Here is a 13,382-nt window from a genome sequence, read left to right as displayed (position 1 = left end):
ATATTTCCGAATCAGGAATTAGACATGTCGGGCAAGTAAACATCGGTTACACAGTCGGCGTGAATCACACAGGGATCCCACAGTCAGAACCCGGTTCCCTCCACCTCGTGCCCGGGTGTTTCGGCGATCAGCCCGCGGTAGGCCTGCTCGACGGTCGAGCCGTGGTTGATTACGCCGTCGACTTCGCGCGCGATGGGCATGTTCAGCCCGTACTGCGAGGCGAACTCCATGATCACGCTGGCCGCGCGCACCCCCTCGGCGACCTGGTTCATCGACGCGATGATCTCGTCGATCGGTTTGCCCGCGCCCAGTTGTTCGCCGACGAAGCGGTTGCGGCTGCGCTGGCTGGTGCAGGTGACGATCAGATCGCCCATGCCGGCCAGACCGGAGAACGTGTCGCGGGCGCCGCCCATCGCCTCGCCCAGCTTGGACATCTCCCGCACCGAACGTGACATCACCATGGCGCGGGTGTTCTCGCCGATCCCCAGCGAGTAGCCCATCCCGACCGCGATCGCGTAGACGTTCTTGAGCGCTCCGGCCATCTCGACGCCGGTCACGTCGTCGGTGGTGTAGACGCGGAACCGTTTGGTGCTGAACAGCATCGCCAGTTCAGCGGCCAGGTGCGGGTCGGGCATGGCCAGCACCGCCGCGGCGGCATAACCCTCGGCGACCTCGCGGGCGATGTTCGGGCCGGCCAGGATCCCGGCGGGATGGCCGGGCAGCACCTCGTCGACGATCTGCGACATCCGCATGTTGGTGCCCTGCTCGAGGCCCTTGACCAGTGACACCACCGGCACCCACGGCCGCAGCTCGCTGGCGAGCTCGGTGAGCACGTCCCGGAAGCCGTGCGAGGGCACGGCCATCACGACCACGTCGGCGCTGTGGGCGGCCTCGGCGAAATCGGTGGTGGCGCGCAGGGTCTCGCTGAGCACCACCTCGTTGCCCAGGTAGCGGCTGTTGCGCCGGTTGTCGTTGATGTCGTCGGCGGTCGAATCGGAACGCACCCACTGCAGTGTCGGTGCGCGCCGCGAGCAGATGGACGCCACGGTCGTGCCGAACGATCCGCCGCCGAGCACGACGACCTTGGGTGTGCGGGTAGCAGCTGCCATGCGGCGAAGTTACCCCGGCTCACCCCGCTAGCGGTTCGCTTTCGCCGGCCCGCCCGAACACCATCGACTCGTCGATCCGGTCGAAGCGGTGGTCCACGGCGTCGACGAAGTAGTTCTGCCGGACGTTCCACGGCCGCTTGGTGCCGGACTTCGGCAGCGCGTGCAGGGAGCGCAGCACGTAGCCGGCCTGAATGTCCCAGGCGGGCTTCTCGGTGAGCGGCTCATCGCCCAGGTGCGGGTAGGCGTGGGTGTAGCCGCGGGAGTTCATGTGGTCGATCAGCTTGGCGGTGGACCGGGCGGTCATGTCGGCGCGCAGCGTCCAGGAGGCGTTGGTGTAGCCCACGCACCAGAACAGGTTCGGCACGCCGTCGAGCATGTGCGCCTTGTAGACGAACCGGTCGGCTGGCTTGATCTCGGTGCCGTCCAAGCTGATCCGGACCCCGCCCAGCGCCTGCAGCTGCAGGCCGGTGGCGGTGACGATGACGTCGGCGTCGAGGTGCTGCTGGGACTGCAGTGCGATACCGGACGCGTCGAAGTGATCGATCCGGTCGGTGACCATCTCCACCCGTCCGGCGCTGATCTCGCCGTAGAGGTCGGCGTCCAGGATCAGGCAGAGCCGCTGGTCCCACGGTTGGTACGGCGGCTTGAAGTGGACGTCGACCGGGTAGCCGGGCGGCAGGTTCTGGACGGCTTGGCGGCGCAGCATCCGTTTCAGGATCGGCGGCGTCTTGCGGGCCAGGAACCAGACCCAGCCCTCGAACAGTGCCATGGTCAGCCGGATGATCGGGTGGGCCACCTTACGGGGCAACAGCTTTGCGACCACGTCGACGAACTTGCTGTACTTGGATGCGGAGATCAGATATGTCGGCGTGCGCTGCAGCAGGGTGACTTTGGCGGCCCGCTGGGTCAGCGCCGGCACCAGTGACATGGCGGTCGCGCCGCTGCCGATGACCACCACCTTCTTGCCGGTGTAGTCCAGGTCCTCGGGCCAGTGTTGCGGGTGGACCACCGTGCCGGTGAAGGTCTCGATGCCCGGGAAGTCCGGCGTGTAGCCCTCGTCGTAGTTGTAGTAGCCGGAGCCGAAGAACACGAACCGGCTGCGGTAGGTCTTGGATGTCCCAGTGCTGCCGTCCTCCGCCGTCACCGTCCAGGTGTCGGTCGAGGAATCCCAGTTCGCGGCGGTCACGTGGCTGTTGAACCGGATGTGGGAGTCGATTCCGTGCTTGCGCGCGGCGTCGGTCAGGTATTCGCGGATCTCGTCGCCCTCGGCCACCCGTTCCCGGCCGGTCCACGGCTCGTAGGGCAGGCACAGCGTGAAGATGCTGCTGTCCGAGCGCACCCCGGGATAGCGGAACAGGTCCCAGGTGCCGCCGATGCGTTCGCGGCGCTCCAGGATGACGTAGCTGGTGTCCGGATTCCGCTCGGCGATGCGGTAGGCCGCGCCAATACCGGAGATCCCGGCACCGATGATGACGACGTCGACGGCATCCTGTGTGTCCACGATCACCAGCCTAGGCACTCGGCGGGCCGGTGGGCAGAGCCTTTCTACCTATAGTTGACAAACTGCAGTGCGATGTCCAAATCCGCGCCCTTGAGCAGCGAAATGACGGCCTGCAGGTCGTCGCGCTTCTTCGACGACACCCGGATTTCGTCGCCCTGGGTCTGGGTCTTGACGCCCTTGGGGCCCTCGTCGCGCACCAGCTTGTTGATCTTCTTGGCCTGCTCGGCGTTGATGCCCTGCTTGAGGCCCCCGCTGACCTTGTAGGTCTTGCCCGAGGGCTGCGGGTCGCCGGCATCGAACGCCTTCATCGAGATGTCCCGCCGGATCAGCTTCTCCTTGAACACGTCGACAGCGGCCTTGACCCGCTCCTCGGTGGAGCTGACCAACTCGATGGTCTCCTCGCCCTTCCACGCGATGGTGGTGTCGGTACCGCGGAAGTCGAACCGGGTGGCCAGCTCCTTGGCGGCCTGGTTCAACGCGTTGTCGACCTCCTGCCGGTCGACCTTGCTGACGATGTCGAACGATGAGTCCGCCACGAACCTGTTCCTCTCTTTGGTGCTGTGCTGCTCTTTGGTGCTGTGCTGCCCGTTTGTGTCCCGGGTCCATCCTCGTTGTAGTCTGCTAGGCGCGATACGGCAGGTTGTCCGAGCGGCCAATGGAAGCGGACTGTAAATCCGTCGGCGTAAGCCTACGCAGGTTCGAATCCTGCACCTGCCACCCAGGTCAGGCCCCCTCTTTTCGAGGGGGCCTGATTGGTTCGGGCAGGTGCGCGGCCGGTTGGCCCGAATCCGGCCAGTTCGCTCAGCGATGGACTCAGGCGATCTCGTGGAACATCGCGTTCTGCAGCCGGCGCAACGTGTCGGGGTGGTCAGGCCGCTGGACTCGGCCCGGATCGGCGGCTTCGCCCCGCACCGAATGAGATGGCCAATTCACCTGAGCGGCTGGGCATCACAGCGGTGCTCAAGAACACAGACCTCAACCGGACGCGCATTCGAACGCTGCTGCCGGGGATTCGCAGGCGCCTGGCCCCCTACAGATCCCCGGAGAAGTCCGCGCTGAACCAGCGGTCGGGCCGGATGGTGTACAGCACGCTGGAAGCGCTGTCCATGCTCGCGGCGAACGCCCGCCCGGCTTCCTCGCCGAGGTAGCGGATCGCGATGGTTTCCCGTGGCTCCAGCGGCGCCGGCGTGGTGGCGTCGATGACGGTGCCTTCGACGACGACGTACTGGTAAGGCAGCTCTTCGCGCTGCACCACCAGCGTCACCGCGCCGGCCTGGTCGATCAGCCGTACTTTGCGGGTACCGGTGCCGGTGTCGAGCACGATGTTGCCGCCGGGGGAGTAGTCGTACCAGATCGGGACGCTGGCCGGGGGCCGGCCGTCGGTGGCGGCGACGGACAGCACCGCGATGTGCTTGTCGGCGAGGAATTGCTGACGTTCGGTTTCGGTGAAGGGTCTGGGCATACCGGCTCGAACGACCACAAGCGCCGGGCTATTCCGGCGGCGGCCGGATCACCAGTCGCCGGGCAGCGGTTCGGTCCGCGCCCACGGGGTGCACCCGTAGCTGACGAACATGCCGTCCTCGGCGCGCGGATCGATCTCGACCTCGGGCGTGCCCAGCGTGATCAGCCGGGATCCTCTATCGACGACGCGGCCATACCGGTCGACGACGGTGAAGGTGCACGACCCGTTCGGGCCGACCCCGGCGCCGTAGGTGCCGTAGGGCATGTAGTCGGGGATGGTGTAAGCGCCGGGAGGGAACACCGGCCCGGTGCTGTCGGGGGATCCGGCGATCCGGGCTGCTGCGGCCACGCAGTCGGCGCGCGGGTAACGCGCCAGGCAGTCGGTCCAGCCGAGTTGCCCGACGATCGCCGTATCGACCCGGGTACCGCCGGTAGCGGCCTGCCCGGAGTCGCGCACTGGGGCCGCGCGCGTCACGGTCGGGGCCGGGACGTGTCGGTGTCGGTGTCGATGCCGGTGTCGTGGTGGCCGGTGGCTGGAGGGCTTGCGGGGGAGGCGGCGCCGTCACCGTCGTCGTCGACGTGGTGGTCGTGGGCGGGGCCGGGGCAGCGGCCGGCGCCGGCGGTTGCGGGTGCGAGGTGTTGCCGAGCAGGTACAGCCCCAGCAACGCCGCGGCCGAAAACCCCCACCCCTTGGAAACCCGGCGTCGGGGCGTCGGTAGTGAGAACGGCAGCGACACGGGCGCGGTGGTCTGCAGCGCGGCGGCGAACTCGGCGCAGCTGGCGTACCGCTCGGCGGGATTCTCGGCCAGCGCCCGGGCCAGCGCCGCGTCGAGGCGGGCCGGGTCGGGGTGCACCGGCGGCTTACCGGTCAGCAGGTGATAGGCGGTGGCGGCCAGCGCGTACTGGTCGGCGCGGTGATCGATCGCCTCACCGCGCAGCTGTTCGGGCGCGGCGTAGCGCAGCGTGCCGACCGCCATGTTGGTCGCGGTCAGGCCGCTGACCTCGTCGACGCGCAGCCCGATCCCGAAGTCCGCCAGGATGATCCGGTCGCTCGACTCGCCCGGCTTGGTCAGCAGGATGTTCGCCGGTTTGACGTCGCGGTGCAGCAGACCCCGTTGATGGGCGTAATCGAGGGCCTGCGCGACGGCCGCGATGATCTCGACCACCTGCTTGCGCGGCAGCCCACCCGGGTGATGCTGCAGCAGCGCGTCGGCGTCGGATCCGTCGACGTAGTCCATCGCGATCCACAGCTGGCCGTCGTATTCGCCGCGGTCGTGCACGCCGACGATGTGCGGATGCCACAGTGATGCCGCCAGGTCGGCTTCCCGGTTGAACCGCTCCCGGAAGTTCGGGTCGGCCGAGACCTGGCCGGGCAGCACCTTCAGCGCGTCGCGGCGCGGCAGCCGCGGGTGGTCGGCCAGGTAGACCTCACCCATGCCGCCCGAGCCGAGCTGCCGCACGATGCGGTAGCCGGCGAACGTCGAGCCTGCGGTGAGCACAGCGTGAACGTATCGTCGGGCACCGACACCGAGCGTCGCGCTGATCCGAGCCACCAAAAATAAAGGAGAATTAGGGTCTAAAGTCTACTAGCGGATCCACCGGTGGTAAGGCTAACCTTCGTCGCATGACTCTCCCGATGCCCGACCGTAAAACCGCTGACCTGCCCGGCCACTGGCTCTTCGCCCGGCTCGGCAAACGGGTGCTGCGGCCCGGCGGCCTCGGATTGACCCACCGGATGCTGACCGACGCGAATCTGTCCGGGGCCGACGTCGTCGAACTCGCTCCCGGCATGGGCCGCACCGCGCGGGACATCCTGGAGCACTCCCCGGGCACCTACACCGGTGTCGAGGCCGACGACCACGCCGCCGGTGTGGTCCGCACGGTGGTGGGCGACAAGGGCCGGGTCGTGACCGGCCAAGCCTCCGAGACCGGGCTGGACGCCGGCAGCGCCGACGTGGTGATCGGCGAGGCGATGCTGACCATGCAGACCAACAGCCACAAGGCCGAGATCATGCGCGAGGCGTTCCGGGTGCTGCGGCCCGGCGGCCGCTACGCGATCCACGAGATGATGCTGCAGCCCGCCGACGTGCCCGAGGCCGTCAAGGAAGAGGTCCGCACCGCGCTGGCCCGCTCCATCAAGGTCAACGCCCGCCCGCTGACCGCCGCCGAATGGTCCGAGCTGCTCACCGAGGCCGGCTTCGAGGTGGAGAAGATCTCCTACGCGCCGATGGCGCTGCTGGAGCCGCACCGGCTGATCGCCGACGAGGGCCTGTTCGGGGCGCTGCGGTTCGTGTTCAACGTGCTGCGCGACTCCGACGCGCGGGCCCGGGTGCTCAACATGCGCGCGACGTTCCGCCGCCACCGCAACAACATGGCCGCCATCGAGGTCATCGCCGCCAAACCGGCCGCGTAACGCACTTGCCATGATGGACGGGTGACTACCCGCGACCGCGACGAGTCGGGCCGGCCCCGCAACGCCCGCCCGCGAGACCGGCTGGGACGGCCGCTGCCGCGCGGCAGCACGGGCGGTGTCGAGGGTGTGCCCGACGATCTCGACCTGCCGCCGGCGCAGACCCTGGCCTACGCGCAGCTGTTGCTCGATGACGGGCTGGCGTTCAACGCCCACGAGGTGCTCGAAGCCGCCTGGAAACACCGGCCCGACGCCGAACGCGATCTGTGGCAGGGCTTGGCGCAGCTGGCGGTCGGTGTCACCCATGTACAACGCGGCAATGTCATCGGCGCGGTGAGCCTGCTGCGGCGCGGCGCCGACCGGCTGGCGACCGTGCCCGCACCGGCGCCGTACGGGATCGACCTCGCCGGGCTGCGCAGCTTCGCCGCCGGGCTCGCCGACGACCTGGCGGCCGGCGTCGAGATCGCCCCGCAGCGGTTGTCTCCCCGGTTGGTCGCGTGAGAGGCCCGACCGGTTGGACGCTGGCCGACGGCCGCGACCTGTTGTTCTTCACGCTGCCGGGCCACACCCCGGCTCCGGTGCCCGACCGCCGGCCGCTGCCGCCGCGCGACCCCGAGCCCACGCAACTGCGGTTCGACCGCACCACCGGCCAGTGGGTGATCATCGCCGCGCAGCGCCAGGACCGCACCTATCACCCGCCTGCCGAGGCGTGCCCGCTGTGCCCGGGACCGAACGGGCTGACCAGCGAGGTACCCGCGGCCGACTACGACGTGGTGGTCTTCGAGAACCGGTTCCCCAGCCTGGCCGGGGCCGGGGCGGTGGTTGCCACACCGCCCGAGGGCGCCGGATTCGTTGCCGCACCGGGTGTCGGGCGCTGCGAGGTGATCTGTTTCTCGGCCGATCACACCGGCTCGTTCGGCGACCTGCCCGCGGCGCACGCCTTGCTGGTGGTGCAGGCCTGGCGGCACCGCACCGCCGACCTGCTGAACCGGCCCGGTGTCGAGCAGGTGTTCTGCTTCGAGAACCGCGGCGAGGAGATCGGCGTGACGCTAGGTCACCCGCACGGCCAGATCTACGGCTACCCGTATCTGACCCCGCGCACCGCCGCGATGCTGGCCCAGGCCCGTGAGCATCGAATCACCCACGGCGGCAATCTGTTCGCCGATCTGCTGGCCGCCGAGCTGGCCGACGGTGCCCGCATCGTGGCGCGCAGCGAGCACTTCACCGCATTCGTGCCGTTCGCGGCCCGCTGGCCGGTGGAGGTGCACCTGTACCCGAATCGGTGCGTGCACAACCTGACCGAGCTGACCGAGGCCGAGCTGGACGACTTCGCGGTGATCTACCGGGATCTGTTGGGCCGCTTCGACCGGATCTACGACGCCCCGCTGCCGTATATGGCCGCGCTGCACCAGTACCGCCCCGAGGGTGCGCAGGTCGACGGCTACTTCCATGTCGAGCTGATGTCGATCCGGCGCAGCGCCACCAAGCTGAAGTATCTGGCGGCATCCGAATCGGCGATGGACGCCTTCATCGCCGACGTCACCCCGGAAGCCGTCGCCGCCAGGCTGCGTGCGCTGTGATCAGCTACTCCGCGCCGGGCCGGGTCAACCTGATCGGTGAACACACCGACTACAACGGCGGTTTCGCGCTGCCGATCGCGTTGCCGCAGCGCACCAGCGTCACGTTCACCCCGTCGGAGGTCGACACGCTCACCGTGCTGTCGGATCGCGCCGACGCCTCGGTGCGCATCCCGCTGGACACCGTCCCCGGCGGGGTCACCGGCTGGGCCGCCTATGTCGCCGGGGTGATCTGGGCGCTGCGTGAGCGCGGGGTCGCGGTGCCCGGCGGCACCATGACGATCAGCAGCGACGTGCCGATCGGTTCGGGCCTGTCGTCGTCGGCGGCGCTGGAGTGCGCGGTGCTCGGCGCGCTGACCACCGCGGCCGGGGTGCGCCTCGACCGGATCGAACAGGCCCGTATCGGCCAGCGCGCCGAGAACGACTACGTCGGCGCGCCAACGGGATTGCTCGACCAGCTGTCGTCATTGTTCGGGGAGGTCTCGACCGCGGTGCTCATCGACTTCCGTGACCTCGCGGTGCATCCGGTGCCCTTCGACCCGGACGCCTCCGGAGTGACGCTGCTGCTGTTCGACTCCGGTCAGCGCCACGGCCACGTCGGCGGCGAGTACGCCGCCCGCCGGGCGTCCTGCGAGCGGGCCGCCGCGGCGCTGGGGGTGGCATCGCTGCGCGATGTGCAGCACCGGGGTGTGTCGGTGCTCGACGGCGTCATCGACCCGGTCGATGCGCGCCGGGCCCGCCATGTGCTGACCGAGAACGAGCGGGTGCTGGATTTTGTTGCGGCCTGCGCGGAGTTGGACTTCGCCGCGGCCGGGAGGTTGTTGACCGCATCGCACGACTCGATGCGCGACGACTTCGAGATCACCACCGGCCGCCTCGACGTGATCGCCGATGCCGCGTTGGCCGCCGGAGCCCTGGGCGCCCGGATGACCGGCGGTGGGTTCGGTGGCTGCGTGATCGCGCTGGTGCCGGCCGAACTCACGCTGAAGGTCGGCGAGGCGGTGCGGTCCGCGGTGCTGGCCGCCGGCTACGTCGAGCCGGAACTCAGCCGGGTCTATGCCGCTGCCGGGGCCGGGTAACGGAGAAGGTGTATTTTTAGTGTATGGCACGCACCAACATCGAGATCGATGACGAGCTCACCGCTGAGGTGATGCGGCGGTTCGGCGTGACCACCAAGAAAGCGGCTGTTGACCTGGCGTTACGCCGTCTCGTCGGCGCGCCGTTGACCCGTGAGTTTCTGCTGGGCCTCGAGGGCATCGGGTGGGCGGGTGACCTCGATGAGTTGCGCAGCGAACAACCCGGCGAACTCGGATGATTCTGGTCGACACCTCGGTATGGATCGAATACTTCCGGGCAACCGGGTCGGCGGCAGCACTGGAAGTGCGGCGGCTGCTCTCCGACGAACCAGATCAAGTAGTGACCTGCGAGCCGATCGCGACGGAGATCTTGGCCGGAGCAAGCAACGAGCAGACCTACCGAAAGCTTGAGCGGCTGGTCAACGGGTTGTCATCGCTGCAGGTCGAGACGGCAACCGACTTTCGTTCGGCCGCTGACATCTACCGTGCTGCCAGAAGCACCGGGCAGACGATTCGCAGCATCAACGACTGCCTTATCGCCGCGGTCGCGCTGCGTCATCACGCCCGGGTTGCGCACCGTGACACCGACTTCGAGGTCATCGAGGGGATAACCGGCCTGATGACCACATCGCTGCGCTGACCGGGATCAGATCGGGTAGTCGGGCAGGTCGAAGTCGTCGCGCACGCTGCCGGCGAACAGCCTCGTCAGCAAGCGCAGGTTCATCGCCCGGATCGCCAGGTTGCGGAACCACAGCCCGAAGCGTGTCCGGGTGGCGAAGAACCCCAGGAACTGTTGCGCGCCGGACTGTTTCGCGTCGATGAACGGCCGCAGTCGCTTCTGGTAGGCGGTGAAGGCGCGCCGGTGGTCGCCGCCGGCCCGGTGCAGCTCACCGGCCAGCACATAGGCCTCGGTGATGGCCAGGCCGGTGCCCTCGCCGCCGAGCAGCGAGATGCAGCCGGCGGCGTCACCGGCCAACAACACCCGGCCCCGCGACCAGTCCGGCATCCGGACCTGGCTGACCACGTCGAAATACAACTCGTCGACATCGTCTACGGCGGCCAGCAGCTGCGGGCACTCCCAGCCGGCATCGGCGAACTGTTGACGCAGCACCGATTTCGGATCCGGGGCCAGGTCCGGCGACGGGTCCCGGAACACGAACAGCACCAGGGTCTGATCGTCGCGCAGCGCGACCCGAGACACCTGTCGGCCCGGCACCGCGTAGCTCACGTACGCCAGTTCGTCACGGGGCCGATAGCCCTCGACGATGGCGGCGGCCACCTTGCAGCCCAGGTAGTGCTCGAAGTCGCCGTTCGGGCCGAAGACCAGTCGGCGCACATTGGAGTGCAGCCCGTCGGCGCCGATCAGCAGGTCGAACTCGCGCGGGTCGGCGTGGGTGAACGACACCCGGACGCCGTCGTCGTATTCGGCTACGGCGGTGATGCTTTCGCCGTAGATCATCTCCACGTCCTCGGCGAGGGCACCGTGAATGGTGTCGGCCAGATCGCCGCGCGGCAGGCTGGTGAAGTCTTCGCCGATCAGATGGCGAAACACGCTGGCGTCCAACGCCGCCACGGTGCGGCCGTCGGCGGCGACGGACCGCACGGACTCGATCTGATAGCCCTTGTCGAGGAGTTGCTCCTCGATGCCCATGCGTTGTGCGACGGTGTAGCCGACACCCCAGAAGTCGATCATGTAGCCGCCGGAACGAAACGCCGGCGCCTGCTCGATCACGGTCGGGGTGTGCCCGGTGCGGTGCAGCCAGTACGCGAGCGCCGTTCCGGCGACTCCGGCACCACTGATCGCGATCCGCATCGGCTCAGATCATCTCGTTGGCTGTCAGCCATCGCATCACCGGCCAGCCGACGAACACCGGCAGCCAGCAGGTCAGCACCCGGTAGAGCAGCACCGACGGCACCGCCAGGGCGGCGGGCACCCCGAACGCGGCCAGCCCGCCGATCAGGGCTGCTTCGACCGCACCCACCCCGCCGGGTGTCGGGGCGGCCGAGGCCAGGGTGCCGCCGACCATCGTCACCACCGTGACGGTGACGAACGAGGTGTTGCCGCCGAACGCCTCCACGCTGGCCCACAAGGCCAGTGCCGCCCCCAGAGTGGTGCCGGCGGCGCCCAGCACGATCAACGCCAGCCGCTTGGGTTCGCGGGCCAGGTCCAGCAGATCGCCGGTGACCTCGGTGAGGCGTGGGCGCAGCGCCGTGGTCAACCACCGGCGCAGGTTGGGCACCAGTAGGAAGGTGCCGGCCAGCCCCAGGGCCACGCCGGCGATCAGATACAGCATGGTGGCGCTGGGCACGAAGTGCGACAGGTCGGCGCGGGCGCCCGCGGCGGTGGTGAAGACGACCAGCAGGATCACGTGCACGATCACCTGCACCGACTGCTGCAACGCGACCGCGGCGGTGGCACGCAGCGTGCTCAGCCCGCCCTTGACCAGAAATCGGGTGCTCAACGCCAGCCCGCCTACCCCGGCCGGGGTGGTGGTCGCGGCAAACGTGTTGGCCACCTGCATGATCGCCAGGTTGCGGAACCGGACCGAGCCGTTGGTGCAGGCCCACAGCGCACCCGCCGCACCGACATAGGTCAGCGAGGACACGATGAGCCCGACGAGTGCCCACGACCAGTTCGCGTTCCGCAGTTGGGAGAAGAACGTCGGGACCTGGCTGATGAACGGATAGGCGACGTAGACCAGCCCGACCAGCAGTACCAGCTGGATCAGCTGGCTGCGGGTCAGGCGGGTGATGGTCTTGGTCTGGATCTCCTGAGTGTTGGTCTGGTGCTTGACCTCTTCGCGGGCGGCGGCCATCACCGCACCGGCGTCGGGCACCGCCTTGCGGAGCCGAGCCGGGACCGCCGATTTGGTGAGGCGGCGTGAGGCGGCCAGCACCGCGGTGCGGCCGAAGTGCTCGATCGCGGCGGCCACAGCTTTGTCCGCGTCGTACAGCGACGACGTCGTCACCAGCAACTGGGCGATATCGGATTGCAGCTGGGCGTCGGTGGCGCCGTATTCGGCGTTGCCGAAGCCGCCGAACAGCACGGTGCCGTGCTCGACCGTCATCTCCTTGCTGCGCAGGTCGCCGTGGGAGATCTGTTGGTCGTGCAGCCGCCGCAACGACTCCCAGGCTTTGCCCACCGGGGTTTGAGTGGTGCAATCGGCCAGCGGGGTGCCGCGCGGCAGGGTGTGCGCATACAGCGTCCAGCCCCGGTCGAGGGAGGCCAGCGCGACGATGTCGGCGTTGGCGACCCCGGTCTCGCCGACGGCGATCGCCATCAGTGCACGATGCTCGACGGCGCGATGCAGTGAGGCGTGCAGTGGTGCGGTCTCGGTGGTGCGCAGCCGGAACTTGCGCCACAGTTGGCGCACCGCGCCGCCGCTGCGTTGGTTGGGGCCGTACAACTCGATGAGCACCGGGTGCTTGCCGACGGTGGACAGCACCAGCGGGCCGCGGCCGGCCGGGCGGACGACCGTCAGTTCGGTGACGGTGCAGCCGCGCCGGGCCAGGCTTCGCACGGCGCCGTCCAGCGGGACCTCGAGTGCGGGCGTGCCGACGATCAGGATCACCAGTGCCCCGACGAACCAGCCGACGGCCAGACCGAGCAGTGAGCGGGCCGGCACGATGGCGCTGACCACCAGGTGGATCGGCACGAACGCCAGCAGCAGCGCCCACCACCAGCGCCGCCAGCGCGCCGGCAGCCACGGGCCGGAGACGGTGAGCATCGCCGCGAGCATGGCGATCCACCGCGGGTCGTCGAGGAACTGGGCCAGCGTGGTGGCCAGCCGCTCGGACAGGTCGAAGTGCCAGCTCGGTGCGGCCAGCCCGGTGCTGCGAATGGACAGCGACGCCACCGCGAGCAGCCCGGAGATCGCGTAGGCCGCCAGCAGTTTCCATCGCCGCGAGACGACCAGGCCGATCAGGATGGCGAACGGCAACACCACGATGGCGATGCCGTAGGCCAGGTAGACCTGGTTGGCGTGGGTGGGGGAGAGCACTCCGATGATCTGAGACACCGAGCGCTCCAGCGTCACCCATTCGTAGCGGGTGACCAGGGAGCTGGTGATGACTGTCGCGAGGAACAACGTCGCCAGCACCAGACGCACAATGTCGTTGGTGCGTCGCGTCAGCGGCTGCAGCAGGTTGCCGGTGACGGCGACGTCGCGCCCATCAACTCGCATGATCACTTTCGGTCCGTCTGGTACCGCAGACTGCGGCTCGCCACAACTTAACCGGTGAGCTGGG

Annotated in this window: 13 protein-coding genes and 1 tRNA gene; 7 read left to right on the top strand and 7 right to left on the bottom strand. The window is 68.8% G+C overall.

Annotated features, from left to right (window positions below):
• Positions 1 to 83: 83 nt before the first annotated feature.
• Genes AWC24_RS10960 through AWC24_RS10950 form a run of 3 tightly spaced genes read right to left on the bottom strand, consistent with a single transcriptional unit; the run spans position 84 to position 3,146 of the window.
• Positions 84 to 1,109 (bottom strand): NAD(P)H-dependent glycerol-3-phosphate dehydrogenase, encoded by a 1,026-nt coding sequence (locus tag AWC24_RS10960; protein WP_085084795.1) that lies wholly within the window; start codon positions 1,107 to 1,109, stop codon positions 84 to 86.
• Between the two features lie 19 nt (positions 1,110 to 1,128).
• Positions 1,129 to 2,619, bottom strand: a complete 1,491-nt coding sequence (locus AWC24_RS10955; RefSeq protein ID WP_407663477.1) for a flavin-containing monooxygenase — start codon at positions 2,617 to 2,619, stop codon at positions 1,129 to 1,131.
• A gap of 35 nt (positions 2,620 to 2,654) precedes the next feature.
• On the bottom strand, positions 2,655 to 3,146 hold the full coding sequence (locus AWC24_RS10950; protein WP_085084793.1) for a YajQ family cyclic di-GMP-binding protein: 492 nt from the start codon (positions 3,144 to 3,146) through the stop codon (positions 2,655 to 2,657).
• A 98-nt stretch (positions 3,147 to 3,244) separates the two neighbouring features.
• Here AWC24_RS10950 and AWC24_RS10945 point away from each other — a divergent pair.
• Positions 3,245 to 3,327: transfer RNA gene (locus AWC24_RS10945), tRNA-Tyr, on the top strand.
• Between the two features lie 313 nt (positions 3,328 to 3,640).
• On the opposite strand, the gene AWC24_RS10940 is transcribed toward AWC24_RS10945, so the two are convergent.
• Both AWC24_RS10940 and AWC24_RS23330 read right to left on the bottom strand, forming a co-directional pair.
• Positions 3,641 to 4,072, bottom strand: coding sequence for a pyridoxamine 5'-phosphate oxidase family protein (locus AWC24_RS10940; RefSeq protein WP_085084791.1), 432 nt, complete (start codon positions 4,070 to 4,072; stop codon positions 3,641 to 3,643).
• A 175-nt stretch (positions 4,073 to 4,247) separates the two neighbouring features.
• On the bottom strand, positions 4,248 to 5,570 hold the full coding sequence (locus AWC24_RS23330; protein WP_272937712.1) for a serine/threonine-protein kinase: 1,323 nt from the start codon (positions 5,568 to 5,570) through the stop codon (positions 4,248 to 4,250).
• Between the two features lie 125 nt (positions 5,571 to 5,695).
• Here AWC24_RS23330 and AWC24_RS10925 point away from each other — a divergent pair, with 125 nt between their 5' ends.
• The 6 genes from AWC24_RS10925 to vapC are packed head-to-tail and all read left to right on the top strand — an operon-like array spanning position 5,696 to position 9,774.
• On the top strand, positions 5,696 to 6,484 hold the full coding sequence (locus tag AWC24_RS10925) for a class I SAM-dependent methyltransferase (protein ID WP_085084787.1): 789 nt from the start codon (positions 5,696 to 5,698) through the stop codon (positions 6,482 to 6,484).
• 21 nt (positions 6,485 to 6,505) lie between these two features.
• The gene (locus AWC24_RS10920) at positions 6,506 to 6,982 is read left to right on the top strand and encodes a DUF309 domain-containing protein (RefSeq protein ID WP_085084785.1); all 477 of its coding nucleotides are present in this window, start codon (positions 6,506 to 6,508) and stop codon (positions 6,980 to 6,982) included.
• Complete coding sequence (galT, locus tag AWC24_RS10915) at positions 6,979 to 8,061, top strand: galactose-1-phosphate uridylyltransferase (RefSeq protein ID WP_085084783.1); 1,083 nt, start codon at positions 6,979 to 6,981, stop codon at positions 8,059 to 8,061. Before AWC24_RS10920 ends, galT begins: the two co-directional genes overlap by 4 nt.
• Complete coding sequence (locus AWC24_RS10910) at positions 8,058 to 9,137, top strand: galactokinase (protein WP_085084781.1); 1,080 nt, start codon at positions 8,058 to 8,060, stop codon at positions 9,135 to 9,137. Before galT ends, AWC24_RS10910 begins: the two co-directional genes overlap by 4 nt.
• 23 nt (positions 9,138 to 9,160) lie before the next feature.
• Positions 9,161 to 9,373 carry a type II toxin-antitoxin system VapB family antitoxin gene (locus AWC24_RS10905; RefSeq protein WP_013827510.1) on the top strand — a complete coding sequence of 71 codons (213 nt, stop codon included), beginning with the start codon at positions 9,161 to 9,163 and terminating at the stop codon, positions 9,371 to 9,373.
• Positions 9,370 to 9,774 carry a type II toxin-antitoxin system VapC family toxin gene (gene vapC, locus AWC24_RS10900; RefSeq protein ID WP_085084779.1) on the top strand — a complete coding sequence of 135 codons (405 nt, stop codon included), beginning with the start codon at positions 9,370 to 9,372 and terminating at the stop codon, positions 9,772 to 9,774. The genes AWC24_RS10905 and vapC overlap by 4 nt, the downstream gene beginning before the upstream one ends.
• A gap of 6 nt (positions 9,775 to 9,780) precedes the next feature.
• Here the strand turns inward: vapC and AWC24_RS10895 are convergent, their stop codons facing one another.
• A complete protein-coding gene (locus tag AWC24_RS10895) occupies positions 9,781 to 10,947 on the bottom strand; it encodes an FAD-binding domain (RefSeq protein WP_085084777.1) in 1,167 nt (388 codons plus the stop codon).
• A 4-nt stretch (positions 10,948 to 10,951) separates the two neighbouring features.
• A complete protein-coding gene (locus tag AWC24_RS10890; protein WP_085084948.1) occupies positions 10,952 to 13,318 on the bottom strand; it encodes a lysylphosphatidylglycerol synthase transmembrane domain-containing protein in 2,367 nt (788 codons plus the stop codon).
• Between the last annotated feature and the right edge of the window lie 64 nt (positions 13,319 to 13,382).

The organism is Mycolicibacter senuensis, assembly GCF_002101885.1.
Classification (GTDB): Bacteria; Actinomycetota; Actinomycetes; order Mycobacteriales; family Mycobacteriaceae; genus Mycobacterium; species Mycobacterium senuense.
The sequence above is the reverse complement of the archived record's forward strand: the minus strand, read 5'-3'. Positions and strand labels throughout refer to the sequence as shown.